This window comes from Bradyrhizobium sp. MI1.10 (assembly GCF_055811035.1).
In genome coordinates this window covers 39,882-62,583 of sequence record NZ_JBVVPN010000032.1, presented here as the reverse complement: position 1 = coordinate 62,583, position 22,702 = coordinate 39,882, and the positions used below count along the sequence as shown (strand labels likewise).

The window sequence follows — 22,702 nt, the reverse complement described above, 5'->3', positions numbered from 1 at the left end:
TCGCGCCTCAGCCTGTCGTCGTTCGGATCAGTAGTGATCCTCGAAGCGCTTGGCGAGCTCGTCGATGTTCTCCGGCGGCCAGCCCGGCACTTCCATGCCGAGGTGCAGACCCATCTGGGCCAACACTTCCTTGATCTCGTTCAGCGACTTGCGGCCGAAGTTCGGAGTGCGGAGCATTTCGGCTTCGGACTTCTGCACGAGGTCGCCGATGTAGACGATGTTGTCGTTCTTCAAGCAGTTGGCCGAACGCACCGACAGCTCGAGCTCGTCCACCTTCTTGAGGAAGGCCGGGTTGAAGGCGAGGTCCGGGATGATCTCTTGGGCGACTTCCTTGCGCGGCTCTTCGAAGTTGACGAACACGTTGAGCTGATCTTGCAGGATGCGCGCAGCGTAGGCGACGGAATCATCAGGCGTCAGCGCGCCGTTGGTCTCGATCGTCATGGTCAGCTTGTCGTAGTCGAGGATCTGGCCCTCGCGGGTGTTCTCGACCTTGTAGGAGACCTTGCGGACCGGCGAGTACAGGCTATCGACCGGGATCAGGCCGATCGGTGCGTCCTCGGGGCGGTTGCGCTCGGCGGGAACGTAGCCCTTGCCGGTTGCGACCGTGAACTCCATGCGGATCTCGGCGCCCTCGTCGAGCGTGCAGATCTGCAGGTCGGGATTGAGCACGACGACGTCGCCCACGGTCTGGATGTCGCCGGCGGTGACGACGCCCGGGCCGGACTTCTTGACGACCATGCGCTTGGGGCCTTCGCCCTGCATCTTGATCGAGATGTCCTTGATGTTGAGCACGATGTCGGTGACGTCCTCACGGACGCCCGCGATCGAGGAGAACTCGTGCAGCACGCCGTCGATGTGCACCGACTGCACTGCCGCGCCCTGGAGCGAGGACAGCAGGATGCGGCGCAGCGCGTTGCCGAGCGTCTGGCCGAAGCCGCGCTCGAGCGGTTCGGCGACGATGGTCGCGAAACGGGTCGGATCGCTGCCGGGCTGTACCTGCAGCTTGTTCGGCCGAATCAGTTCTTGCCAATTTTTCTGGATCGTCACTGTTTCACCCATACAGGCCAGTCAGACTGCTGTTGCAGGCACTGGCGTTGGAGAAAGGCCGCAGATCATTTCCACGGCTTTGCAAAAAGTCATCGCGGGCGCCGATGCGCCCGCAATCTGGTATCAAACGCGCCGACGCTTACGGGGACGGCAACCGTTGTGCGGGATCGTGGTCACGTCGCGGATCGAGGTGACGGTGAAGCCCGCGGCCTGCAGCGCCCGGAGCGCCGATTCGCGGCCCGAACCGGGACCGGCGACTTCGACTTCCAGCGTGCGCATGCCGTGCTCTTGCGCCTTCTTCGACACGTCCTCGGCGGCAACCTGTGCGGCATACGGGGTCGACTTGCGCGAGCCCTTGAAGCCCATCGTGCCGGCGGAGGACCAGGCAATCGTGTTGCCCTGCGCGTCGGTGATGGTGATGGTCGTGTTGTTGAACGACGAGTTCACGTGCGCGACGCCGGAGGCGATGTTCTTGCGCTCACGACGACGAACGCGGGTGGCTTCCTTGCCCATAGACTACCTTTCCTGAAGATCTCAAACGCCGCCGTAATGCCAGCGGCTACACCTGTGGAACGAAAGGCGCGTGGCGAACGGGTCATCCCCGGGTCGCCACACGCCGTGATTGGATGCGAAAACTTACTTCTTCTTGCCGGCGATGGCCTTGGCCGGACCCTTGCGCGTACGCGCATTGGTGTGGGTACGCTGGCCACGCACCGGCAGACCGCGACGATGGCGCAGGCCGCGGTAGCAGCCGAGATCCATCAGACGCTTGATGTTGATGCCGACCTCACGACGCAAATCGCCCTCGACGAGATAGTCGCGGTCGATCACTTCGCGGATCTGAAGCACTTCGGCGTCGCTGAGCTGATTGACCCGACGATCGTCTGGGATCTTCACCTTCTCCATGATCTCACCGGCGATCTTCTGACCGATGCCATGGATGTACTGGAGCGCGATCAGCACGCGCTTGTTGGTCGGGATGTTCACGCCGGCAATACGGGCCACGGCCTTCTCTCCTGTCGCCAATCCCTCGTCAGGAATCGGGCTTTAAGTGCTTGGTTTCTCGGGCAGGTGTTCACAAACGCGAACACGACGCCCACCCCTGGTCTTCCTGGGGCCCGGCATCGTTTGAAACTATCCGACTTGGATGCGGGGCTTATTAGGGGATTCAGGGGGCTTTCGTCAACCGCTGCTAGCGCTTAGCTCGCCTTTTCGTGACCTTTTTTGCGGCCTTTTTGGCACCTTTCTTGACAGCCTTCCTGGCGGTCTTTTTGGCTGCCTTCTTCTTTCCTACCTTCTTGGCGGCTTTCTTGACGATTCTCTTGCCTGCCTTCGTCGCCTTCTTGGCCGCCTTCTTGGATTTCGCAGCCTTTTTGGCCGCTTTCACGGGCGTTTTGGCCGATTTCTTAGCAGTCTTGGCCTTTCTGGCCGGGGCCGCCTTGGCCGCGCTCCGGGCGCGGGTCTTGCCATGTGTCTTGGGCTCGACCGCCCCGAGCGCCAGGAGCTGGCGATGGATGGCGCGGGTGACCTCGTCGATGGCCATCATGCCGTCGATGGTCGAGAGCTTCCGCCGCTCGGAATAGTAGTGAATCAGCGGCTCCGTCTGGTTGCGGTAGCTGGCGAGTCGCTTGGTGAGGACTTCCGGAGTGTCGTCGAGCCGGACCTCCTCCCCGCGCTCGCGCATCTGGGCGACGCGAGTCTCGACACGGTTCAGGAGCGCGCTCTCGTTGACGCGGAGCTCGATCACGGCATCGAGCTTGAGGTGCTTGTGCTTGAGCAGCTCATCCAGCGCCTCGGCCTGCGGCACGGTCCGCGGGAAACCGTCGAGGATAAAACCGTTCTTGGCATCCGGCTGATCGATCCGATCGGAGATGATTCCGACCACGACATCGTCTGGCACGAGGCCGCCGCTGGCCATGATCTCCTTGGCCTTGAGACCGACCGGCGTTCCGGCCGCCACCGCTGCACGCAACATCTCGCCGGTCGAGAGCTGGACGATGCCATAGCGCTGCACCAGCAGCTGCGCCTGGGTGCCCTTGCCCGATCCCGGCGGCCCCAGAAGTATAATTCTCATCGGCGTACGCCCCCCGATTGGTGCGCGATACGTCGTGCACCTGTGTTTTGAAGTCCAGTTACAGTGCAAATCATAATCAGCGCCGCACCGCTACCCATATCATAGGGGAGCAAATGGCCGGACGCCAAGAAGCCTTTGAGACCAGTGCTTGGAGATAAGTGCTTGCACGACAGTAAGAGCGGCTTTGCCGAGGCGACCGAATGGCCGGCTCGCCGTCCGCGCGCGTTGCACGCGCGGCGAATCGGCGGCGGCAATTGCGCCGCCCAAGAGGACGCCGCGCTTAACGGCGGCGGCCGCGCAGCTTCGACTTCCGGATCAGGCCTTCGTACTGATGCGCCAGGAGATAGCCCTGCACCTGTGCCACCGTGTCCATGGTGACGCTGACGACGATCAGCAGCGAAGTGCCGCCAAAGTAGAACGGCACCGACGCGTAGGAGATCAGGATTTCTGGAATCAAGCAGACGATCGCGAGATAGACCGCGCCGAGCACGGTGATGCGCGACAGCACGTAGTCGATATATTCCGCGGTACGCTCGCCCGGGCGGATACCCGGAATGAAGCCGCCGTGCTTCTTCAGATTGTCCGCAGTCTCGGTCGGATTGAACACGATCGCGGTGTAAAAGAAGGCGAAGAACACGATCAGCGCCAGATACATGATCAGGAACAGCGGACGGCCGTGGCCGAGCTGGGTGGTGATCCACTGGAACCATTCCGGCCCGCTGCCCGCATTGAAGTTCGCAACCGTGGTCGGCAGCAGCAGCAGTGAGGACGCGAAGATCGGCGGGATCACGCCCGAGGTGTTGAGCTTGAGCGGCAGATGCGAGGACTGCCCCTCGAACATCTTGTTGCCGACTTGGCGCTTTGGATACTGGATCAAGAGCCGGCGCTGGGCGCGCTCCACGAACACGATGAAGGCGATCACGGCCACCGCCATGACGATGACGACCAGAATCAGGCCGGTCGACATCGCACCCTGACGGCCGAGTTCGAGCATGTTGGCGAGCGCCGCGGGCAGCTCGGCGACGATGCCGGAGAGAATGATCAGGGAAATGCCGTTGCCGATGCCGCGCGAGGTGATCTGCTCGCCCAGCCACATCAGGAACATGGTGCCGCCGGTCAGCGTGATCGCCGTCGACAGGCGGAAGAACATGCCGGGGTCGCTGACGACGTTGCCGGCGCCTTCGAGGCCCACCGCAATGCCGTAGGACTGGAACGCGGCCAGGATCACCGTGAGATAGCGGGTGTACTGGTTCAGCAGCTTGCGGCCGGACTCGCCTTCCTTTTTCAGCGCCTCGAGCTGCGGCGAGACGGTGGTCAGGAGCTGGATGATGATGGAGGCCGAGATGTACGGCATGATGTTCAGCGCAAAGATCGCCATGCGGTGAATGCCGCCGCCGGCGAACATGTTGAACATGCCGAGGATGCCGCCCGCCTGGGAGCGGAACACCTGCTCCCAGATGTTGGGATCGATGCCGGGGAGCGGGATGTAGGTCCCGAGCCGATAAACGAGCAGCGCACCCAGGGTAAACCAGATGCGCTTCTTCAGTTCGTCGGCCTTGGCAAACGCACCGAAATTGAGATTGGCTGCCAGTTGTTCCGCTGCAGAGGCCATCTTGGACTTTCTCCCGCCGCTTATTGCGCCGTTATGCCCGCGGCCGGGCTACATTATACCGGACACCGGACATTATCTGGGGCTACGGCTTCGATAAGTCCATCGTCCCGCATGCGTAAAGGCCCGCGAGCCGCGGGCCGATGACGCAGTTGTTACGCCGCCTCGCCTTCTTCCTTGGCAGGCGCGAGGATCTTCACCGAGCCGCCGGCCTTCTCGACTGCCGCAATCGCGGTCTTCGAGGCGCCGTGCACTTCGATGTTGAGCTTGGCCTTGAACTCGCCACGGCCGAGCAGCCGCAGGCCACCCTTGGCGCGGCGCAGCACGCCGGCCTTGACCAGGGATTCGACGTTCACGACGCTGCCGGTGTCGATCTTCTTGGCATCGACCGCGTCCTGGAGCCGGTCGAGATTGATCTCGGCGAACTCGACGCGGAAGATGTTGTTGAAGCCGCGCTTGGGCAGACGACGATGCAAGGGCATCTGGCCGCCTTCGAAACCCTTGATGCGCACACCCGAACGCGCGGTCTGGCCCTTGCCCCCGCGGCCGGCCTGCTTGCCCTTGCCCGAACCAATGCCGCGGCCGACGCGCATACGCTTCTTGCGCGAGCCGGCATTGTCGGCGATATCGCTGAGCTTCATCGCCCTGCTCCTTGTTTCTTGCGCATGACCTTCACCGAAAACGGGTCCCCGCTCCGGGATCGTGCGCCTTTGCTTACTTCTCGTCGACGATGCGAACGAGATGGTGAACTTTCAAGATCATGCCACGGACCGCCGGGGTGTCCGGCAGTTCGCTGGTGCGGCCGATCTTGTTGAGCTTGAGCCCGATCAGCGTCGAGCGCTGCGAGTGATGGCGGCGGATCGCGCTGCCGGTCTGCTCGATCTTGATCGTCTTTGCGGTCGTAACGGCACTCTTGGCCATGGGCGTCTACTCCGAAAAGCTTGCGTTATTCGGCAACCGCCTCGGCGTCACCACCGATACGGCGGGACTGGAGGGTGGACACCTTGATATTGCGGCGGGCAGCGACCGAGCGCGGCGAATCCTGATGCTTCAGCGCATCGAAGGTCGCGCGAACCATGTTGTACGGGTTCGACGAGCCGATCGACTTCGCAACCACGTCCTGGACGCCGAGCGTCTCGAACACGGCGCGCATCGGGCCGCCGGCGATGATGCCGGTACCGGCCGGAGCTGCGCGCAGGTAAACACGGCCCGCGCCATGACGGCCGGCGATGTCGTGATGAAGCGTGCGGCCCTCGCGCAACGACACGCGGGTCAGGTTGCGCTTGGCGGATTCGGTTGCCTTGCGGATCGCCTCGGGCACTTCGCGCGCCTTGCCGTGACCGAAGCCGGCGCGGCCCTTCTGGTCGCCGATCACGACCAGCGCTGCGAAACCGAAGCGCTTGCCGCCCTTGACGACCTTGGCGACGCGATTGATGTGGACGAGCTTGTCGACGAACTCGCTGTCGCGCTCTTCCCTGCGTTCACGTCCGCCGCCGCGTTGATCGCGTCCACCACGTTGTTCGCGTTCTGCCATGGTTTTTCCAGTCCTTCAGAGGCTTACGCCTCAATCCTCAAATTCTGTTAGAAGCTCAGCCCGCTCTCACGCGCCGCGTCGGCAAGAGCCTTGACGCGCCCGTGATAGAGATAGCTGCCGCGATCGAACACGACTTCCTTGACACCCTTCTCGGCGGCGCGCTCGGCCAGCAGCTTGCCGACCGCCTTCGCCGCATCGATGTCGGCGCCGGTCTTGCCGCCATCGCGCATCGACTTCTCGAGCGACGAGGCAGAGGCCAGCGTCTCGCCCTTCAGGTCGTCGATGACCTGGGCGTAGATGTGCTTGGACGAGCGGAACACCGACAGGCGCGGACGGCCGCCACCCGAGCGGCGCAGCTTCAGACGTACACTGCGCTTGCGCCGGGCATTCGTAACCTTGGCTTTCGACATGACCGGCTCCGTTACTTCTTCTTGCCTTCCTTGCGGAAGATGAATTCGCCAACATACTTCACGCCCTTGCCCTTGTAGGGCTCCGGCGGACGATAGGAGCGAATCTCGGCGGCGACCTGGCCGACGCGCTGAATGTCGCTGCCGGTCACCGTGATCTCGGTCGGCTTCGGCACGGTGATCGTGATCCCTTCCGGGATCGCGTAGACCACATCGTGGCTGTAGCCGAGCGCGAGCTGCAGGTTCTTGCCCTGCAGCGCGGCGCGGTAACCGACGCCGGTGATTTCGAGCTTCTTCTCGAAACCCTTGGTGACGCCTTCGACCAGATTCGCGACCTGGGCGCGAGCGGTCCCGTACAGGGCCCGCGCGCGGTTGGTCTCGACCCGGGGGTTCACCTTGACCTGCCCGTTGTCGAGCTTCACCTCGACGTCGTTATGGACGACGAACTGAAGCTGGCCCTTCGGCCCCTTCATCTTGACGGTCTGCCCGTCGACGGTCGCGGTCACACCCGACGGCACCGCTACCGGCCTTTTGCCAACACGTGACATGGATCAAAAATCCTTCTCAGAACACCGTGAAGAGAACTTCACCGCCCACGTTCGCTTCACGCGCACTGTGGTCAGCCATGATTCCCTTCGGCGTCGACAACACCGAAATGCCGAGTCCGTTATTGACCCGCGGCAGGTTCTTCACCGAGGCGTAAACGCGACGCCCGGGCTTGGAGACACGCTCGATCTCGCGGATAACGGGCTCGCCATCGAAATACTTCAGCTCGATCTCGATCTCGCTGCGGCCCGAGGAGTGCTCGAGCGTGGCGTAACCGCGGATGTAGCCCTCGCTCTTGAGCACCTCGAGGACGTTCTCACGCATCTTCGAGCCAGGCGTGGAGACCTTGTTCTTGGAACGCATCTGCGCGTTACGGATGCGGGTGATCAGATCGCTGATTGGATCGTGCGTAGACATCTAAACGACCCTCCTTACCAGCTGGACTTTACGAGGCCCGGGACCATGCCCCTGGAGCCAAGATCCCGCATTGCGATGCGGGACAGTTTGGTCAAGCGATAGTTCGAGCGCGAACGGCCCGACAGCTCGCAACGCAGACGGATGCGGGTCGTCGACGAGTTGCGCGGCATTTCCGCCAGCTTCAGGGTCGCGGCGAACCGCTCCTCCATCGGCAGCGACTTGTCGGCGATGATCGCCTTCAACCGCTCGCGCTTCGGAGCGGCGTTCTTCGCCATCCGCTTGCGCCGGTTGTTCTTCTCGACTGAACTCTTCTTTGCCATGCTTGGCTCCTGGGTATCCGCGTTTGAGAGGCTTTAGGTCAGCGTCTCACTGCCGGAACGGGAAATTGAAAGCGGTCAACAAGGCCCTCGCCTCGTCGTCGGTCTTGGCCGTGGTGCAGACGGTGATGTCCATACCACGGGATTCCGTGACCTTGTCGAAGTCGATCTCGGGGAAAATGATGTGTTCCTTGAGGCCGAGCGAGTAGTTGCCGCGGCCGTCGAAGCTCTTCGGGTTCAAGCCGCGGAAGTCGCGGACGCGCGGCAGCGCGACCGTCACCAGGCGATCGATGAACTCGTACATGCGGGCCTTGCGCAGCGTGACCTTGCAGCCGATCGGCTGGTTCTCACGCAACTTGAAGGTCGCGATTGCGATGCGCGAATAGGTCACGATCGCCTTCTGGCCGGCGATCTGGGTCAATTCCGCAGCGGCGTTCTCGGCCTTCTTGCGGTCGTTGACGGAATCGCCAACGCCCATGTTCAGCACGACCTTGTCCAGCCGCGGAACCTGCATGACGTTCTCATAACCGAACTTCTCGGTCATTTCCGTCCGGATCTTCGCGTCGTATTCCGCGCGCAGGCGCGGCGTGTAAGCGGCCTCAGCCATCGATCTCAGCTCCCGAGCTCTTGGCGATGCGGACCTTCTTGCCGTCCGCCAGAATCTTGAATCCGACGCGGGTCGGCTTCCCGTCCTTGCCGACATACGCGATGTTGGACAGTTGGATCGGCGACTCTTTCGAGATGATGCCGCCCTCCTGGGCCTGCGTCTGCTTCTGGTGACGCTTGACCATGTTGATGCCGCGCACCAGCGCCGTACCGGCGTCGGGACGCACTTCGAACACCTCGCCGGTGCGGCCCTTGTCGCGGCCGGTCAGCACGACGACCTTGTCGCCCTTGCGGATCTTCGCAGCCATCACAGCACCTCCGGCGCGAGCGAGATGATCTTCATGTGGTTCTTGGCGCGCAGCTCGCGCGGCACGGGCCCGAAGATACGGGTACCGACCGGCTCGGACTGATTGTTGATCAGAACGGCGGCGTTGCGGTCGAAGCGGATGACCGAACCGTCGGCGCGGCGGATGTCCTTGCGGACGCGCACCACGACGGCCTTCATCACGTCGCCCTTCTTCACCTTGCCACGCGGAATCGCTTCCTTGATCGAGACAACGATGATGTCGCCGATCGTGGCGTAGCGGCGCTTGGAGCCCCCGAGCACCTTGATACACATGACACGGCGTGCGCCAGAATTATCGGCCACGTCGAGGTTGGTCTGCATCTGAATCATTGATGCACCTCGTCCTCTTCTCTTTGCGCCAGCCCAGCCGGCGCTCAACATTTACCTGAAGTCAGTCGGCTAAAGCCAACAGATCAGGCGCTTTTCTTGTGTTCGCCCCGGATCACGACCCAGCGCTTCAACTTCGAAATCGGCTTCGATTCCTCGATCCACACCATGTCGCCCGGCTTGAACTCGTTGCTCTCGTCGTGCGCGTGGTAGTTCTTCGAACGGCGGATCGTCTTCTTGTAGATCGGGTGCGTAAAGCGGCGATCGACGCGCACCACGATGGTCTTGGCTTGCTTGTCGCTGACGACCACGCCCTGCAAAGTACGTTTCGGCATCTTCGTAAGCCTCTTACTTCTTCTTCGCGCGCGTCTGCGCGGCGACGGTCTTGATCCGGGCGATGTCACGGCGGGCCTCGCGCAGGCGCGAGGTGTTCTCGAGCTGCCCGGTGGCGCGCTGGAAGCGCAGGTTGAAGCGCTCCTTCTTCAGGTTCAGGATGGCGTCATCCTGCTGATCGGGGCTCAACGCGCGGATGTCTTCGATTTTCATCTGGGCCATGGCCATTACTCCGCAATGCGCTCGACGAAGCGCGTCTTGATCGGCAGCTTGGCTGCCGCCAGGGTCAGCGCTTCACGCGCTGTCTGGGTGTTGACGCCGTCGATCTCGAACAGTACCCGGCCCGGCTTGACGCGCGCGACCCACAATTCCGGCGCGCCCTTGCCGGAACCCATGCGGACTTCGGCAGGCTTCTTCGACACGGGAACGTCGGGGAATATGCGGATCCAGACGCGGCCGGCGCGCTTCATGTGGCGGGTCAGCGCGCGGCGAGCGGCTTCGATCTGGCGCGCGGTGACGCGCTCAGGCTCGGTCGCCTTCAGACCGAACTGGCCGAACGCCAACGTCGCGCCCGAAGACGCAACGCCGTGGATACGGCCCTTATGCGCCTTCCGGAACTTCGTTTTCTTAGGTTGCATCATGGCTTCAAGCCCTCAAATTCTCTGTGCTGGCGTCAGGCTGCAGCGTTGTCACGGCGCTGCCGGCCGCCGCGATCGCCGCCGCCACCAGTCTCACCTTCGGCCATTCTCTTGTCCTGGGCCATCGGATCGTGCTCGAGGATCTCGCCTTTGAAGATCCAGACCTTGACACCGCAGGTGCCGAAGGTCGTGAACGCGGTCGCAACGCCGTAGTCGATGTCTGCGCGCAGCGTGTGCAGCGGCACGCGACCTTCGCGGTACCACTCCATGCGCGCGATTTCCGCACCGCCCAGACGTCCCGAGCAGTTGATGCGGATGCCTTCCGCGCCGAGACGCATCGCCGACTGGACGGCGCGCTTCATGGCGCGGCGGAACGCCACGCGGCGCTCCAGCTGCTGCGCGATCGACTCGGCCACCAGCGTCGCATCGAGCTCCGGCTTGCGGATTTCGACGATGTTGATGACGACGTCGGACGCGGTGATGTCCGCGACCTTCTTGCGCAGCTTGTCGATGTCGGCGCCCTTCTTGCCGATCACCACGCCCGGACGAGCCGAGTGGATGGTGACGCGGCACTTCTTGTGCGGACGCTCGATCACGATGCGGGCGACGGCCGCCTGCTTGAGCTCCTTGTGCAGGATCTCGCGGATCTTGACGTCCTCGTGCAGCAGCTTGCCGTATTCCTGCTTGCCGGCGTACCAGCGGGAATCCCAGGTCCGGTTGATGCCGAGACGCAGACCGATCGGATTGATCTTTTGACCCATCGTGTTCTCCTGCGTCCCTTAAGCCGCTGCTGCGGCTTCGACCTGACGAACGATGATCGTCAGCTGTGAAAATGGTTTGTAGACACGGCCCGAGCGGCCACGGCCGCGGGCGGCAAAGCGCTTCATCACGAGGCCATTGCCGACGAAGGCCTGCGCCACGACGAGATCGTCGACGTCGAGGTCGTGGTTGTTCTCGGCGTTGGCAATAGCCGATTCCAGGCACTTCTTCACGTCAACCGCGATCCGCTTGCGCGAAAACTGCAGGTCGGCGAGCGCAGCAGCCGCCTTCCGGCCGCGAATGAGCTGGGCGACCAGGTTGAGCTTCTGCGGGCTCACCCGCAGCATCCGGGCGACCGCCTTGGCCTCGTTCTCGGCGAGGCTCCGTTCGCGCTTAGGTTTGCTCATCGTTTAATCCTCAAGCCTTCTTGGCTTTCTTGTCCCCGGAGTGGCCATGGAAGGTACGGGTCGGCGAGAACTCGCCGAACTTGTGACCGACCATTTCCTCGTTGACGGCCACCGGCACGTGCTTCTGACCGTTGTAGACGCCGAAGGTCAGGCCGACGAATTGCGGCAGGATCGTCGAGCGACGGCTCCAGATCTTGATGACGTCGTGACGGCCGGACGAGCGCGCGGCATCTGCCTTCTTGAGCAGAGAACCCTCGACGAACGGGCCTTTCCAGACTGAACGAACCATGTCCGGCGTTCCTTACTTCTTCCGCTTGTGGCGGCTTAGGAGAATGAATTTGTTGGTCGACTTGTTCGAGCGGGTCTTCTTGCCCTTGGTCGGCTTGCCCCACGGAGTAACCGGGTGGCGACCGCCCGAGGTACGACCTTCACCACCGCCGTGCGGATGGTCGATCGGGTTCATGGAAACGCCGCGGTTGTGCGGCTTGCGGCCCAGCCAACGGTTGCGGCCGGCCTTGCCGATCGACGTGTTCATGTGATCCGGGTTCGACACCGCGCCAATCGTGGCGCGGCAACGGCCGTGCACCAGGCGCTGTTCGCCCGAGTTCAGGCGGACGATCACGTAGTCCTGGTCGCGACCGACGAGCTGGGCGTAGGTGCCCGCGGAACGGGCGAGCTGGCCGCCCTTCCCGATCTTGACCTCGATGTTGTGGATGATCGTGCCGACCGGCATGTTGCCGAGCGGCATGACATTGCCCGGCTTCACGTCGACGTAGTTGCCGGCGACGACGGAATCACCGACGGCCAAACGCTGCGGCGCCAGGATATAGGCCTGGGTGCCGTCTTCGTACTTGACCAGCGCGATGAAGGCGGTGCGGTTCGGATCGTATTCCAGCCGCTCGACCGTCGCGGGCGCATCGACCTTGTCACGCTTGAAATCGACCGTACGCAACGTCCGCTTATGACCGCCGCCGCGGAAGCGCACGGTGATGCGACCGGTGTTGTTGCGGCCGCCAGAGGAGTGCTTACCTTCGGTGAGCGCCTTGACCGGCTTGCCCTTGTAGAGGGCCGAACGATCGACCATGACCAGCTGGCGCTGGCCCGGCGTCGTGGGATTGAATGTCTTCAGTGCCATCGTCGTACGACCTTACAGACCGGTGGTCACGTCGATCCGGTGACCCTCTTCGAGAGTCACGATCGCGCGCTTGGAGTTCGACTGCGAGCCGAGATTGCCGCGGAAGATCTTGGTCTTGCCCTTGCGGACCAGCGTGTTGACACTCTTGACCTTGACGTCGAACAGCTTCTCGATCGCTTCCTTGATCTGCGGCTTGGTCGCCTTTGCGGCCACCTTGAACAGCACCTTGTTGTGCTCCGAGGCGATCGTGGCCTTTTCGGTCACGACCGGCGACAGGATCACGTCGTAGTGGCGAGGCTCGATGTTCTTCGTCATTTGAAGCGCGCCTCCAGCGCATCGATGGCGGCCTTGGTCAGAACAAGCTTCCGACGGCGCAGGATATCATAGACGTTGATGCCCTGGATCGGCAGCACGTCCATGTTCGGGATGTTGCGGGCTGCAGCGGCGAAGCCGTTGTTGAGCTCGGCGCCGTCGATGATCAGCGCGTTGGTCAAACCCAGACCGGAGAAATGACCGAGCAGCGCCTTGGTCTTGGCAGCTTCCAGCGCTGCCTTGTCGATCACGATGAGATCGCCGTCCTTGGCCTTGGCCGAGAGCGCATGCTTGAGGGCGAGCGCACGGACCTTCTTCGGCAGGTCGGTGGCGTGCGAACGCACCACCGGACCGAAGGCACGGCCACCGCCGCGGAACTGCGGCACGCGAGCCGAGCCGTGACGAGCACCACCGGTGCCCTTCTGCTTGTACATCTTCTTGCCGGTGCGCCAGATCTCGGCGCGGCCCTTGGCCTTGTGCGTACCGGCCTGGCGCTTGTTGAGCTGCCACTGCACGCAACGTGCAATGATGTCCTGGCGCGGCTCGAGGCCGAAAATGGTGTCGGAAAGCTGGACCGAGCCGGCTTCCTTACCTTCGAGGGTCGTGACCTTCAATTCCATCTCACGCCTCCTGCGCAGCCGGAGCAGCGTCCGCTTCGCCAGCAACCTTGAACTTGCCGGGCTTCGGAGCTTCCTTCGGCAGCGGCTTCTTGACGGCGTCGCGCACGCGGATCCAGCCGCCCTTGGAACCGGGAACGGCGCCTTCGACGAGGATCAGACCGCGCTCGACATCGAGCTGAACGACCCGAAGGTTGAGCGTGGTGATGCGGTCGACGCCCATGTGACCGGGCATCTTCTTGTTCTTCCAGGTCTTGCCCGGATCCTGACGGCCACCGGTCGAACCGATCGAACGGTGCGAGACCGAGACGCCGTGAGTGGCGCGCAGACCGCCGAAGTTCCAGCGCTTCATACCGCCGGCAAAACCCTTACCGACCGAAGTACCGGTGACGTCGACGAACTGACCGACGACAAAGTGGTCGGCCAGGATCTCGGCACCGACGGGGATCATCTGATCCGCGGAGACGCGGAATTCCTCGACCTGCCGCTTCGGCTCGACCTTGGCGACCGCGAACTGGCCGCGCTCCGCCTTGGGCATGTACACGGTCTTGCGGCTGCCAGAACCAAGCTGGAGCGCGACATAACCGTTTTTCTCTTCGGTGCGGTGGCCTACGACCTGGCAATTGCCGAGCTTCAGCACGGTCACGGGGATATGTTCGCCGGCCTCTGTAAAGACCCGCGTCATCCCGACCTTTTGTGCGATCACTCCGGAGCGCATCGGCGTGCTTCCTGTTCTTTCTGTCCGCTAGTGGCGAACGTGATCCAAAAATCTTAGAGCTTGATCTCGACGTCGACACCGGCGGCCAGGTCGAGCTTCATCAAAGCATCGACGGTCTGCGGGGTCGGGTCGACGATGTCGAGCAGGCGCTTGTGAGTGCGCATCTCGAACTGCTCGCGGCTCTTCTTGTCGACGTGCGGCGAACGGTTGACGGTGAACTTCTCGATGCGGGTGGGCAGCGGAATGGGTCCGCGGACCTGCGCGCCGGTGCGCTTCGCCGTGTTCACGATCTCGCGGGTCGACGTATCGAGGATACGATGGTCGAACGCCTTGAGACGGATGCGAATATTTTGGCCGTTCATTGCCGTGGTCTTTCTTCAGTGGGGTGGCGAATAGCGAATAGCGAATGTCACATTCGCTATTCGCCGATCCCTATTCTCGTAATTACTCGATGATCGAGGCCACGACGCCGGCGCCGACGGTGCGGCCGCCTTCGCGGATCGCGAAGCGGAGCTTCTCTTCCATCGCGATCGGCACGATCAGGTGCACTTCCATCGCGATGTTGTCGCCCGGCATCACCATCTCGGTACCCTCCGGCAGATGCACGACACCGGTCACGTCGGTGGTGCGGAAGTAGAACTGCGGACGGTAGTTGGTGAAGAACGGGGTGTGGCGGCCGCCCTCTTCCTTGGTGAGGATGTAGGCCTCAGCCTTGAACTTGGTGTGCGGCTTGACCGAACCCGGCTTGCACAGCACCTGGCCGCGCTCGACGTCCTCGCGCTTGGTACCACGAAGCAGCGCACCGATGTTGTCGCCGGCCTGGCCCTGATCGAGCAGCTTGCGGAACATTTCGACGCCGGTAACCGTGGTCTTCTGCGTGGCGCGCAGACCGACGATCTCGATTTCCTCGCCGACCTTGACGATACCGCGCTCGACACGGCCGGTCACGACGGTGCCGCGGCCCGAGATCGAGAACACGTCTTCAACCGGCATCAGGAACGGAAGGTCGACCGGACGCTCCGGCTGCGGAATGTAAGCGTCGACCTGCTTCATCAGCTCGAGGATGGCCTCATGGCCGAGCGTCTTGTCGGAATCTTCGAGGGCGGCGAGCGCCGAGCCCTTGATGATCGGGATGGTGTCGCCCGGGAATTCGTACTTCGAGAGCAGCTCGCGAACCTCGAGCTCGACCAGCTCGAGCAGTTCCGGATCGTCGACCATGTCGCACTTGTTGAGGAACACGACCAGCGCGGGAACGCCGACCTGGCGGGCGAGCAGGATGTGCTCGCGGGTCTGCGGCATCGGACCGTCAGCGGCCGACACGACCAGGATCGCACCGTCCATCTGGGCAGCGCCAGTGATCATGTTCTTCACGTAGTCGGCGTGGCCGGGGCAGTCGACGTGCGCGTAGTGGCGGTTCTTGGTCTCGTATTCGACGTGCGCCGTCGAGATCGTGATGCCGCGCGCCTTCTCTTCCGGCGCCTTGTCGATCTGGTCGTACGCCGTGAACGTCGCACCGCCGGCTTCGGCGAGGACCTTGGTGATCGCCGCGGTCAGCGACGTCTTGCCATGGTCGACGTGACCGATGGTGCCGATATTGCAGTGCGGCTTGTTACGTTCAAACTTTGCTTTGGCCATTTGACTCTCCGTTCAATCGTCAGTTCGAGACCGACGACAATCAGGCAAACTTCTTCTGGACTTCTGCCGACACGTTGGCCGGCGCTTCTGCGTAGTGGTCGAACTGCATGGTGAAGGTTGCGCGACCCTGGCTCATCGAGCGCAGGTTATTCACGTAACCGAACATGTTCATGAGCGGCACCATCGCGTTGATGACGTTGGCGTTGCCGCGCATGTCCTGACCCTGGATCTGACCGCGCCGGGAATTCAGGTCGCCGATGACGGAGCCGGTGTAATCTTCCGGGGTCACCACTTCGACCTTCATGATCGGCTCGAGCAGGACGGACTTGCCCTTCTGCAAGGCTTCGCGGAATGCAGCACGCGATGCGATTTCGAAGGCGAGCGCCGACGAGTCGACGTCGTGATACTTGCCGTCGACGAGCTGAACCTTGACGTCGACCACGGGGAAGCCCGCGACGACACCAGAGCCCATCACGCTGTTGAGGCCCTTTTCGACGCCGGGGATGTATTCCTTCGGAACCGCACCGCCGACGATCTTGGACTCGAACTCGTAACCCTTGCCGGGCTCGTTCGGCTCGACCACGATCGACACTTCCGCGAACTGACCGGTACCGCCGGTCTGCTTCTTGTGGGTGTACTTGACCTCGGCCCTCTTGGTGACGCGCTCACGGAACGCCACTTGCGGCGCGCCGATGTTGGCATCGACCTTGTAGGTGCGGCGGAGAATGTCGACCTTGATGTCGAGATGGAGCTCGCCCATTCCCTTGAGGATGGTCTGGCCGGACTCCTGGTCGGTCGACACGCGGAACGACGGATCCTCCGCAGCGAGCTTCGCCAGCGCCACACCGAGCTTTTCCTGGTCGGCCTTGGACTTGGGCTCGATCGCGATCTCGATGACCGGCTCGGGGAATTCCATCTTTTCGAGGATCACCGCCTTGTCGGGATCGCACAGCGTGTCACCGGTGCGCGCTTCCTTCAGGCCAGCCAGCGCAACGATGTCGCCGGCATAGGCTTCCTTGATGTCTTCGCGGTTGTTCGCATGCATCAGCAACATGCGACCAATGCGCTCCTTGCGGTCGCGCGTCGAATTGATGACGCCGGTACCCGACAGCAGCGTGCCGGAATAGATGCGGCAGAAGGTGATGGTGCCGACGAACGGGTCGTCCATGATCTTGAAGGCCAACAGAGCCAGCGGCTCCTTGTCGTCCGGCAGGCGAACGACCTCGTTGCCGTCTTCATCGACGCCCTTGATGGCGGGCACGTCAACCGGCGACGGCAGATAATCCACGACCGCGTCGAGCAAAGGCTGCACGCCCTTGTTCTTGAACGCCGAGCCGCACAACACCGGGAAGAACGCGCCAGTCAGCACGGCCTTGCGGATCAAGCGCTTCAACGTCGCCTCATCGGGCTCCTTGCCGTCGAGGTAAGCGGCGAGAACTTCGTCGTCGAGCTCGACGGCGGCTTCCAGCAGCTTCTCGCGATATTCCTTGGCCTTCTCGACCATGTCCTCGGGAATATCGATGTCCACGAACTTGGCGTCGAGCTTCTCTTCTTCCCAGATCACGCCCTTCATGCGAACGAGATCGACCAGACCCTTGAAGTTGTTCTCGGAACCGATCGGAAGTTGGATCGCGATCGGCTTTGCGCCGAGACGATCGATAATGTCCTGCATGCACTTGTAGAAGTCGGCGCCGGTCTTATCCATCTTGTTGGCGAAGACGATGCGCGGAACTTTGTACTTGTCGCCCTGGCGCCAGACCGTCTCGGTCTGGGGCTCGACGCCCTGGTTCGAGTCGAGCACGCACACGGCGCCGTCGAGCACGCGCAGGCTGCGCTCGACTTCGATGGTGAAGTCGACGTGGCCGGGAGTGTCGATGATGTTGAGACGCTTGCCTTCCCAGAACGCGGTGGTCGCGGCCGACGTAATCGTAATGCCGCGCTCCTGCTCCTGCTCCATCCAGTCCATCGTCGCGGCACCTTCGTGCACTTCGCCGATTTTGTGGCTCTTGCCGGTATAATAGAGGATGCGCTCGGTGGTCGTGGTCTTGCCGGCATCGATATGCGCCATGATACCGAAGTTACGGTAGTTCTCTATGGCATGAACGCGGGGCATGGAGTGTTCCTTAGATTCCGTGTGTCGCCGTTACCAGCGATAGTGCGAGAAGGCGCGGTTGGCTTCCGCCATCCGGTGCACGTCTTCGCGCTTCTTGACGGCGTTACCCCGGTTGTTCGACGCGTCCAGGAGCTCCGCAGAGAGCCGCTCGGTCATCGTCTTCTCGTTGCGGTCACGCGCAGCCGAGATCAACCAGCGAATGCCCAGCGCCTGACGGCGCACCGAGCGAACTTCGACCGGAACCTGATAGGTCGCGCCGCCGACGCGGCGGGAGCGCACTTCGATCGTCGGCATGACGTTCTCGAGTGCCTGCTCGAACACGCCGAGCGGGTTCTGCTTGGTCTTGCTTTCGATGAGGCCGAACGCGCCGTAGACGATGCCTTCGGCGACCGACTTCTTTCCGGCGTACATCACCGAATTCATGAACTTCGTAACGATGATATTCCCGAACTTCGGATCGGGAAGGACTTCGCGCTTTTCGGCAGAATGGCGACGAGACATGGACCTGGTTCCCGCTTACTTCGGACGCTTGGCGCCGTACTTCGAACGACGCTGCTTACGGTTCTTGACGCCCTGGGTATCCAGAACGCCGCGGAGGATGTGGTAGCGCACGCCGGGCAAGTCCTTGACGCGACCGCCGCGGATCATGACCACCGAGTGCTCCTGGAGGTTATGGCCCTCACCGGGGATGTAGCCGATCACCTCGAAGCCGTTGGTCAGGCGCACCTTGGCAACCTTACGAAGCGCCGAGTTCGGCTTCTTCGGGGTCGTGGTGTAAACGCGCGTGCAAACACCGCGCTTCTGCGGCGACTGCTGCAGCGCCGGCACCTTCTTGCGCGACTTCTGCACTTCCCGCGGTTGAGCGATCAGCTGGTTGATCGTCGGCATCCTGGCATTACCCTTTGTGTTCTGCCGCGGCCCGTCACCGGGTCCGCAAATTCTTTCGAGCTACCCGCCCGACGAGGCCACCTTGCGCGGAACAATCCGCACAAAGCGAAATCGCGCCAACCACCCATTAACGGGCGGAAAGCGCTTCGACGCCACAGAGGACCGCAGTAGTTGAACCGGTCAGCTTGAAGCTGCGGTCCGCGCACCGAGGTCATGCATCCGAATTCGATCTCGAGAGAACATGCTCACGAGACCTAAAATCGCACTGGCATTGCCTAGCTATGATCGACAGCGTTTGAGCGGCATTCGTCGAGGTTGGTGCCTGTCTTGGTGATCCCAGGGGATCAAACAGGTGGCCCGTTCCGACGTTGGCGATGCTCACCGCCTGTCGTTAAGTGAGGGGGTTCTATAAGTGGGAGTCGGTCAAGTCAAGGCGAAACGTCAGTCAGAAGCGCTTCCCGCGCCTGCCGAAATCGCTTCCTGGGCCGCTCGCTGCGCCTTCGCGACATGGAAATGAAGAGCGCGTTCCGCCACCTCGAATCCAATTTATACCCGGGTTAAATATACTTTTATGACCTTTGGCTAAGGCTTTCTTTCCTGTTGGGGCGCCAATGTACCGCCTTGGGCAGGGATTGGCACCATGCGGTACACCGACATTGCCATTATCGGCGGGGGATTGTCCGGCTCGACCGCCGCCGCGATGCTCGGCCGTAGCGGCATTTCGACCATCCTGATCGATCCGCATGAGAGCTATTCTGCGGACTTTCGAGTCGAAAAACTCAGCGGCCACGTGCAGGTCGGGCGATTCTTGCAGACGGGAATCGCCGAATCGGTGCTGCGCCGCGCGACCTTTGTGGGTGAGAACTGGATCGCGCGCTTTGGCCGCCTTCTCGACAAGGCGCCAAGCCGGCAGTTCAACATCCTCTACGATTCCCTCGTCAACGCTGTCCGCGACGAAATTCCTGCCGGTGTCGAGCGCGTCTGCGCCAAGGCCGTCTCGGTCGAGACAAGTACGGAGCGGCAGAAGGTCACTCTGTCCAACGACGAGATGGTCTCCGCCCGACTGGTCGTGCTCGCCAACGGACTCAATGTCGGCCTGCGCCACCAGCTGGGAATCGCCCGAAAAGTCGTCAGTGCCTGCCATTCGATTTCGATCGGGTTCGACGTGGTGCCCGCGGGACGGGACTCGTTCGACTTCCCGGCGCTGACCTATTTCTCGGAACGGCCGAGCGACCGCATCCCCTATCTCACGCTTTTTCCGATCGGGACGCGGATGCGCGCCAATCTGTTCGTCTACCGCAGCTTCGACGATCCCTGGCTGGTTGAGCTGCGCCGCGCGCCCGCCGAGACGTTGAACGCCGCGCTGCCACGGCTCAAGCGCATCACCGGACGATTCGACATTCCCGGTGAGCTGAAAATCCGCCCGGTCGATCTCTATGTGAACGATGCCAGCGGCCAACCCGGCCTCGTGCTGGTGGGCGATGCCTTCTCGACCTCCTGCCCTGCCGCCGGCACCGGCTGCGACAAGGTCTTCACCGACGTCGAGCGGCTCTGCAACCTCTACATCCCGCAGTGGCTGGCCTCCGACGGGATGGATACAAGCAAGATCGCCACCTTCTACGCAGATCCGGTCAAGCGGGCGTGCGACGATTGGTCGGCGGCGAAGGCGTTCGACTTCCGCTCGGTCTCGATTGCGACGAGCCCCTATTGGACGGCGCAGCGCTGGGGACGCTTCATTGCCTGGTCGGTTCAGGGGCTATTGCGGCCGCTTGGAGGAGCCTTCGATCTGGAGCCGAACTTCCTCGGTCACTCCTCCTCATCGTCCTCGTCGAGGTCGTCTTCATCCTCGTCGTCATCGTCGCTGTCCTCGTCGACGTGAGCCGGCGCGCCATGCGGTTGATGGATCTGGTCGTTCCACAGCTTGCGATAGGTGCCGTTTTTGGCGAGCAGCTCGGCATGCGAGCCGCGCTCGATCGCCCTGCCCCCTGAAATCACGATGATCTCGTCCATCTCGACCACCGAGGTCAGGCGGTGGGTCGACCAGATCATGGTGCGGCCCTTGGCAACCTTCAGCAGCGTGCGGTTGATTGCGGCTTCCGTGGTCTGGTCGAGCGCCGAAGTGGCTTCGTCCAGCAGCAGCACGGAGGGATTACGGATGACCGCGCGCGCGATCGCAATGCGCTGGCGCTGGCCGCCCGACAAGGTATCGCCGCGCTCGCCCACCGGCGTGTCGTATCGCTGCGGCAGGCTCATGATGTAGCGGTGGATCTCGGCCTTCTTGGCCGCCTCCTCCACCTCCTCGTCGGTCGCGCCCTCCTTGCCGAGCCGTATGTTCTCCCGGATCGACATGTTGAACAGCATGTTCTCCTGGAACACCACCGCCATGCTCCGGCGCAGCGAATCCAGCGTCACCTTGCGGACGTCGACGCCGTCGATGGTGACCCGCCCCTCGTCCGGCACATAGAGCCGCAGGATCAGATTCAGCAGCGTGCTTTTGCCGGAGCCCGAGGGACCGACGACGGCAATGCGCTTGCCGACATTGAGCTTGAGGCTGAGATTGTCCAGCACCGGCGTCTGGCTGCCTTCGTACTGGAACGTCACGTGGTCGAAGGTGATGTCGTTGGTGATGCGGGGCAGATCGGGCGCGCCGGCACGATCGGCGCTGCGCGTGGGCTCGTCGAGCAGCTCCTGCATGTGACGAATCGCGGCTGCCGAGGAGATCGACACGGGGATGAAGTGCATCACATGGGCGATGTTGTAGGACACCTCCCAGAACGCGCTCTCGAAGGTGACGAAGGTGCCGATGGTGATCTGACCCTTTGTCGCCAGATATGCGCCGATCGCGAGCACGACGAGATGCAAGAGCAGCACCGAGATGGTGACCGTCCGCTCTACCATGGTCGACAGGAACGCCGCCGAGGCCATCCTGTTTCGCGTCTCGTCGTTGCGAAAGGTGAAGAAGCCGAGCATCCGGCGTTGCAGGCTGAACGCCTTGATCACGGCCTGCGCCGCCACGTTCTCCTGCACCATGCCAAGCAGCGCGGACTCATTGAGCTTCTGCTCGTAATTCGCCTGAACGGCCTTCGGCGTCAGCATGCGGGGACCGATCAGCGTGATCGGGAACACCAGCAGCGCAACCGCCGCGAGCTGCCAGTTCAGGAACACCATGAGGATGATTCCCGCGATCAACTCCAGGAACGGCAATGCCGCGCTGTTGGCGAAGGTCTTGACCGAGCCCTCGAAGGCCGCGAGGTCAACGGAGAAGCGCGACAGGATCTCGCCGCGCTTGGTGCGGCCGAAATAGGCCGCCGGCAGGTCCTGGACGTGCTCGAACAGCCGTTTGCGGACGTCGGAGATGATGCACGCCGCGAGCCGCGCATCCCAGCGCTCGTACCAGACCGCGACGATCGAGGTGAAGATGCCCGCGACCGCGAGCACGCCGAGGATCTTGTACAGCGCCTGGAAATCCTCCTCGCCGAGCGCGTCGTCGATCAGGTACTTCAGGCTGAGCGGCATGATGACGTTGAATAGCGTCTCGACGAAGACGCCAAACGCCACGAAGGACAGCATCTGCTTGTAATTGACCAGGAAGGGTTTGACGAAGCCCAGGATAGTCGCGAGCGCGCCGGCGGCCTCGCGCGCGGTAAAGACGACGAGGTCCTCGTCCTCATCGTCGTCATCGAGCTCCAGCCCGCCATCCTCCTCGTCTTCATCGTCCTCGTCGTCTTCGAGGTCCGGCTTGGCGATAGGGACGAGCTTATCGTCGAGCTCGGCCGCCTCTTCCGCGGCGAGCTTCTGTTTGTCGGGCGGGAGGGGCTTGGACGCCATGAAACCAACCGATGCTGACGGCCGGCATGACCGCAGAGAAAGAAGGAAATAGCGGAAACCGCTATTGCATCGATTCTATGCGATCAGGA

32 protein-coding genes are annotated in these 22,702 nt (G+C 62.5%); 1 reads left to right on the top strand and 31 read right to left on the bottom strand.

Annotation, left to right across the window (positions count from 1 at the left end):
• Window positions 1-27: 27 nt before the first annotated feature.
• The 30 genes from AC0L3K_RS28570 to rpsL form a co-directional block, all read right to left on the bottom strand.
• Window positions 28-1,059, bottom strand: coding sequence for a DNA-directed RNA polymerase subunit alpha (locus AC0L3K_RS28570; RefSeq protein WP_007603046.1), 1,032 nt, complete (start codon window positions 1,057-1,059; stop codon window positions 28-30).
• Between the two features lie 111 nt (window positions 1,060-1,170).
• A complete protein-coding gene (gene rpsK / locus AC0L3K_RS28565; protein WP_007603045.1) occupies window positions 1,171-1,560 on the bottom strand; it encodes a 30S ribosomal protein S11 in 390 nt (129 codons plus the stop codon).
• 123 nt (window positions 1,561-1,683) lie between these two features.
• Window positions 1,684-2,052: a 30S ribosomal protein S13 gene (rpsM, locus tag AC0L3K_RS28560; protein WP_007611599.1), complete on the bottom strand. Its 369-nt coding sequence runs from the start codon at window positions 2,050-2,052 to the stop codon at window positions 1,684-1,686.
• Between the two features lie 187 nt (window positions 2,053-2,239).
• Entirely contained in the window at window positions 2,240-3,121 is an 882-nt protein-coding gene (locus tag AC0L3K_RS28555) for an adenylate kinase (protein WP_007603041.1), read from the bottom strand.
• 280 nt (window positions 3,122-3,401) lie between these two features.
• Complete coding sequence (secY, locus tag AC0L3K_RS28550; RefSeq protein WP_007603040.1) at window positions 3,402-4,733, bottom strand: preprotein translocase subunit SecY; 1,332 nt, start codon at window positions 4,731-4,733, stop codon at window positions 3,402-3,404.
• A gap of 152 nt (window positions 4,734-4,885) precedes the next feature.
• Window positions 4,886-5,371, bottom strand: coding sequence for a 50S ribosomal protein L15 (rplO, locus tag AC0L3K_RS28545; protein WP_007603039.1), 486 nt, complete (start codon window positions 5,369-5,371; stop codon window positions 4,886-4,888).
• A 73-nt stretch (window positions 5,372-5,444) separates the two neighbouring features.
• Window positions 5,445-5,651 carry a 50S ribosomal protein L30 gene (gene rpmD, locus AC0L3K_RS28540; RefSeq protein WP_007603038.1) on the bottom strand — a complete coding sequence of 69 codons (207 nt, stop codon included), beginning with the start codon at window positions 5,649-5,651 and terminating at the stop codon, window positions 5,445-5,447.
• Between the two features lie 25 nt (window positions 5,652-5,676).
• Window positions 5,677-6,264, bottom strand: a complete 588-nt coding sequence (gene rpsE, locus AC0L3K_RS28535) for a 30S ribosomal protein S5 (protein ID WP_007603037.1) — start codon at window positions 6,262-6,264, stop codon at window positions 5,677-5,679.
• A 47-nt stretch (window positions 6,265-6,311) separates the two neighbouring features.
• A complete protein-coding gene (gene rplR, locus AC0L3K_RS28530; RefSeq protein WP_007603036.1) occupies window positions 6,312-6,674 on the bottom strand; it encodes a 50S ribosomal protein L18 in 363 nt (120 codons plus the stop codon).
• Window positions 6,675-6,685: 11 nt separating this feature from the next.
• Window positions 6,686-7,219, bottom strand: a complete 534-nt coding sequence (gene rplF / locus AC0L3K_RS28525) for a 50S ribosomal protein L6 (RefSeq protein WP_007603035.1) — start codon at window positions 7,217-7,219, stop codon at window positions 6,686-6,688.
• Window positions 7,220-7,235: 16 nt separating this feature from the next.
• Window positions 7,236-7,634, bottom strand: coding sequence for a 30S ribosomal protein S8 (gene rpsH / locus AC0L3K_RS28520; protein ID WP_007603034.1), 399 nt, complete (start codon window positions 7,632-7,634; stop codon window positions 7,236-7,238).
• 14 nt (window positions 7,635-7,648) lie between these two features.
• Window positions 7,649-7,954 (bottom strand): 30S ribosomal protein S14, encoded by a 306-nt coding sequence (rpsN, locus tag AC0L3K_RS28515; protein WP_007603033.1) that lies wholly within the window; start codon window positions 7,952-7,954, stop codon window positions 7,649-7,651.
• 46 nt (window positions 7,955-8,000) lie between these two features.
• On the bottom strand, window positions 8,001-8,558 hold the full coding sequence (gene rplE / locus AC0L3K_RS28510; protein ID WP_007603032.1) for a 50S ribosomal protein L5: 558 nt from the start codon (window positions 8,556-8,558) through the stop codon (window positions 8,001-8,003).
• Window positions 8,551-8,865 (bottom strand): 50S ribosomal protein L24, encoded by a 315-nt coding sequence (gene rplX, locus AC0L3K_RS28505; protein ID WP_007603031.1) that lies wholly within the window; start codon window positions 8,863-8,865, stop codon window positions 8,551-8,553. Before rplX ends, rplE begins: the two co-directional genes overlap by 8 nt.
• Window positions 8,865-9,233: a 50S ribosomal protein L14 gene (gene rplN / locus AC0L3K_RS28500; RefSeq protein ID WP_007603030.1), complete on the bottom strand. Its 369-nt coding sequence runs from the start codon at window positions 9,231-9,233 to the stop codon at window positions 8,865-8,867. The genes rplX and rplN overlap by 1 nt, the downstream gene beginning before the upstream one ends.
• Window positions 9,234-9,316: 83 nt before the next feature.
• Complete coding sequence (gene rpsQ, locus AC0L3K_RS28495) at window positions 9,317-9,565, bottom strand: 30S ribosomal protein S17 (RefSeq protein WP_007603028.1); 249 nt, start codon at window positions 9,563-9,565, stop codon at window positions 9,317-9,319.
• A gap of 13 nt (window positions 9,566-9,578) precedes the next feature.
• A complete protein-coding gene (gene rpmC / locus AC0L3K_RS28490; RefSeq protein ID WP_007603026.1) occupies window positions 9,579-9,785 on the bottom strand; it encodes a 50S ribosomal protein L29 in 207 nt (68 codons plus the stop codon).
• Window positions 9,786-9,790: 5 nt separating this feature from the next.
• Complete coding sequence (gene rplP / locus AC0L3K_RS28485) at window positions 9,791-10,204, bottom strand: 50S ribosomal protein L16 (protein ID WP_007603024.1); 414 nt, start codon at window positions 10,202-10,204, stop codon at window positions 9,791-9,793.
• 32 nt (window positions 10,205-10,236) lie between these two features.
• On the bottom strand, window positions 10,237-10,962 hold the full coding sequence (gene rpsC / locus AC0L3K_RS28480; protein WP_007603023.1) for a 30S ribosomal protein S3: 726 nt from the start codon (window positions 10,960-10,962) through the stop codon (window positions 10,237-10,239).
• Between the two features lie 18 nt (window positions 10,963-10,980).
• A complete protein-coding gene (rplV, locus tag AC0L3K_RS28475; RefSeq protein ID WP_007603022.1) occupies window positions 10,981-11,367 on the bottom strand; it encodes a 50S ribosomal protein L22 in 387 nt (128 codons plus the stop codon).
• A 10-nt stretch (window positions 11,368-11,377) separates the two neighbouring features.
• Window positions 11,378-11,656 (bottom strand): 30S ribosomal protein S19, encoded by a 279-nt coding sequence (rpsS, locus tag AC0L3K_RS28470; protein WP_007603021.1) that lies wholly within the window; start codon window positions 11,654-11,656, stop codon window positions 11,378-11,380.
• 12 nt (window positions 11,657-11,668) lie between these two features.
• Window positions 11,669-12,502 carry a 50S ribosomal protein L2 gene (rplB, locus tag AC0L3K_RS28465; protein WP_007603020.1) on the bottom strand — a complete coding sequence of 278 codons (834 nt, stop codon included), beginning with the start codon at window positions 12,500-12,502 and terminating at the stop codon, window positions 11,669-11,671.
• Window positions 12,503-12,514: 12 nt separating this feature from the next.
• The gene (locus tag AC0L3K_RS28460) at window positions 12,515-12,817 is read right to left on the bottom strand and encodes a 50S ribosomal protein L23 (RefSeq protein ID WP_007603019.1); all 303 of its coding nucleotides are present in this window, start codon (window positions 12,815-12,817) and stop codon (window positions 12,515-12,517) included.
• Window positions 12,814-13,434: a 50S ribosomal protein L4 gene (rplD, locus tag AC0L3K_RS28455; protein WP_007603018.1), complete on the bottom strand. Its 621-nt coding sequence runs from the start codon at window positions 13,432-13,434 to the stop codon at window positions 12,814-12,816. The genes AC0L3K_RS28460 and rplD overlap by 4 nt, the downstream gene beginning before the upstream one ends.
• A gap of 1 nt (window position 13,435) precedes the next feature.
• Window positions 13,436-14,149, bottom strand: coding sequence for a 50S ribosomal protein L3 (gene rplC / locus AC0L3K_RS28450; RefSeq protein WP_007603016.1), 714 nt, complete (start codon window positions 14,147-14,149; stop codon window positions 13,436-13,438).
• Between the two features lie 53 nt (window positions 14,150-14,202).
• On the bottom strand, window positions 14,203-14,511 hold the full coding sequence (gene rpsJ, locus AC0L3K_RS28445) for a 30S ribosomal protein S10 (RefSeq protein WP_002712302.1): 309 nt from the start codon (window positions 14,509-14,511) through the stop codon (window positions 14,203-14,205).
• Between the two features lie 82 nt (window positions 14,512-14,593).
• Window positions 14,594-15,784 (bottom strand): elongation factor Tu, encoded by a 1,191-nt coding sequence (tuf, locus tag AC0L3K_RS28440; protein WP_007603012.1) that lies wholly within the window; start codon window positions 15,782-15,784, stop codon window positions 14,594-14,596.
• Between the two features lie 40 nt (window positions 15,785-15,824).
• The gene (fusA, locus tag AC0L3K_RS28435) at window positions 15,825-17,897 is read right to left on the bottom strand and encodes an elongation factor G (RefSeq protein WP_007603010.1); all 2,073 of its coding nucleotides are present in this window, start codon (window positions 17,895-17,897) and stop codon (window positions 15,825-15,827) included.
• 30 nt (window positions 17,898-17,927) lie between these two features.
• A complete protein-coding gene (rpsG, locus tag AC0L3K_RS28430) occupies window positions 17,928-18,398 on the bottom strand; it encodes a 30S ribosomal protein S7 (RefSeq protein WP_007603009.1) in 471 nt (156 codons plus the stop codon).
• Between the two features lie 15 nt (window positions 18,399-18,413).
• Window positions 18,414-18,785: a 30S ribosomal protein S12 gene (gene rpsL, locus AC0L3K_RS28425; protein ID WP_007603006.1), complete on the bottom strand. Its 372-nt coding sequence runs from the start codon at window positions 18,783-18,785 to the stop codon at window positions 18,414-18,416.
• Window positions 18,786-19,425: 640 nt separating this feature from the next.
• On the opposite strand from rpsL, the gene AC0L3K_RS28420 reads away from it, so the two are divergent.
• The gene (locus AC0L3K_RS28420; protein ID WP_219684095.1) at window positions 19,426-20,664 is read left to right on the top strand and encodes an FAD-dependent oxidoreductase; all 1,239 of its coding nucleotides are present in this window, start codon (window positions 19,426-19,428) and stop codon (window positions 20,662-20,664) included.
• On the opposite strand, the gene AC0L3K_RS28415 is transcribed toward AC0L3K_RS28420, so the two are convergent.
• Window positions 20,592-22,613, bottom strand: a complete 2,022-nt coding sequence (locus tag AC0L3K_RS28415; RefSeq protein ID WP_007602999.1) for an ABC transporter ATP-binding protein — start codon at window positions 22,611-22,613, stop codon at window positions 20,592-20,594. The two genes, AC0L3K_RS28420 and AC0L3K_RS28415, sit on opposite strands and share 73 nt — an antisense overlap.
• Between the last annotated feature and the right edge of the window lie 89 nt (window positions 22,614-22,702).

Bases quoted from the DNA above. Each gene is read 5' to 3' on its own strand.
- rpsQ (WP_007603028.1), bottom strand. From the start codon at position 9,565: ATGCCGAAACGTACTTTGCAGGGCGTGGTCGTCAGCGACAAGCAAGCC.
- fusA (WP_007603010.1), bottom strand. From the start codon at position 17,897: ATGCCCCGCGTTCATGCCATAGAGAACTACCGTAACTTCGGTATCATG.
- rplC (WP_007603016.1), bottom strand. From the start codon at position 14,149: ATGCGCTCCGGAGTGATCGCACAAAAGGTCGGGATGACGCGGGTCTTT.
- rplN (WP_007603030.1), bottom strand. From the start codon at position 9,233: ATGATTCAGATGCAGACCAACCTCGACGTGGCCGATAATTCTGGCGCA.
- rpmD (WP_007603038.1), bottom strand. From the start codon at position 5,651: ATGGCCAAGAGTGCCGTTACGACCGCAAAGACGATCAAGATCGAGCAG.
- rpsC (WP_007603023.1), bottom strand. From the start codon at position 10,962: ATGGGTCAAAAGATCAATCCGATCGGTCTGCGTCTCGGCATCAACCGG.
- rpsJ (WP_002712302.1), bottom strand. From the start codon at position 14,511: ATGAACGGCCAAAATATTCGCATCCGTCTCAAGGCGTTCGACCATCGT.
- rplD (WP_007603018.1), bottom strand. From the start codon at position 13,434: ATGGAATTGAAGGTCACGACCCTCGAAGGTAAGGAAGCCGGCTCGGTC.
- rpmC (WP_007603026.1), bottom strand. From the start codon at position 9,785: ATGGCCCAGATGAAAATCGAAGACATCCGCGCGTTGAGCCCCGATCAG.
- AC0L3K_RS28420 (WP_219684095.1), top strand. From the start codon at position 19,426: ATGCGGTACACCGACATTGCCATTATCGGCGGGGGATTGTCCGGCTCG.
- rpsL (WP_007603006.1), bottom strand. From the start codon at position 18,785: ATGCCGACGATCAACCAGCTGATCGCTCAACCGCGGGAAGTGCAGAAG.
- rpsS (WP_007603021.1), bottom strand. From the start codon at position 11,656: ATGGTTCGTTCAGTCTGGAAAGGCCCGTTCGTCGAGGGTTCTCTGCTC.
- rplF (WP_007603035.1), bottom strand. From the start codon at position 7,219: ATGTCACGTGTTGGCAAAAGGCCGGTAGCGGTGCCGTCGGGTGTGACC.
- AC0L3K_RS28555 (WP_007603041.1), bottom strand. From the start codon at position 3,121: ATGAGAATTATACTTCTGGGGCCGCCGGGATCGGGCAAGGGCACCCAG.
- rpsK (WP_007603045.1), bottom strand. From the start codon at position 1,560: ATGGGCAAGGAAGCCACCCGCGTTCGTCGTCGTGAGCGCAAGAACATC.
- rplE (WP_007603032.1), bottom strand. From the start codon at position 8,558: ATGGCTGAGGCCGCTTACACGCCGCGCCTGCGCGCGGAATACGACGCG.
- rpsH (WP_007603034.1), bottom strand. From the start codon at position 7,634: ATGTCTACGCACGATCCAATCAGCGATCTGATCACCCGCATCCGTAAC.
- rplB (WP_007603020.1), bottom strand. From the start codon at position 12,502: ATGGCACTGAAGACATTCAATCCCACGACGCCGGGCCAGCGCCAGCTG.
- secY (WP_007603040.1), bottom strand. From the start codon at position 4,733: ATGGCCTCTGCAGCGGAACAACTGGCAGCCAATCTCAATTTCGGTGCG.
- rpsN (WP_007603033.1), bottom strand. From the start codon at position 7,954: ATGGCAAAGAAGAGTTCAGTCGAGAAGAACAACCGGCGCAAGCGGATG.
- rplX (WP_007603031.1), bottom strand. From the start codon at position 8,865: ATGGCTGCGAAGATCCGCAAGGGCGACAAGGTCGTCGTGCTGACCGGC.
- rplP (WP_007603024.1), bottom strand. From the start codon at position 10,204: ATGATGCAACCTAAGAAAACGAAGTTCCGGAAGGCGCATAAGGGCCGT.
- AC0L3K_RS28460 (WP_007603019.1), bottom strand. From the start codon at position 12,817: ATGACGAAGAACATCGAGCCTCGCCACTACGACGTGATCCTGTCGCCG.
- AC0L3K_RS28415 (WP_007602999.1), bottom strand. From the start codon at position 22,613: ATGGCGTCCAAGCCCCTCCCGCCCGACAAACAGAAGCTCGCCGCGGAA.
- AC0L3K_RS28570 (WP_007603046.1), bottom strand. From the start codon at position 1,059: ATGGGTGAAACAGTGACGATCCAGAAAAATTGGCAAGAACTGATTCGG.
- rpsE (WP_007603037.1), bottom strand. From the start codon at position 6,264: ATGGCAGAACGCGAACAACGTGGTGGACGCGATCAACGCGGCGGCGGA.
- rplO (WP_007603039.1), bottom strand. From the start codon at position 5,371: ATGAAGCTCAGCGATATCGCCGACAATGCCGGCTCGCGCAAGAAGCGT.
- tuf (WP_007603012.1), bottom strand. From the start codon at position 15,784: ATGGCCAAAGCAAAGTTTGAACGTAACAAGCCGCACTGCAATATCGGC.
- rplV (WP_007603022.1), bottom strand. From the start codon at position 11,367: ATGAGCAAACCTAAGCGCGAACGGAGCCTCGCCGAGAACGAGGCCAAG.
- rplR (WP_007603036.1), bottom strand. From the start codon at position 6,674: ATGTCGAAAGCCAAGGTTACGAATGCCCGGCGCAAGCGCAGTGTACGT.
- rpsG (WP_007603009.1), bottom strand. From the start codon at position 18,398: ATGTCTCGTCGCCATTCTGCCGAAAAGCGCGAAGTCCTTCCCGATCCG.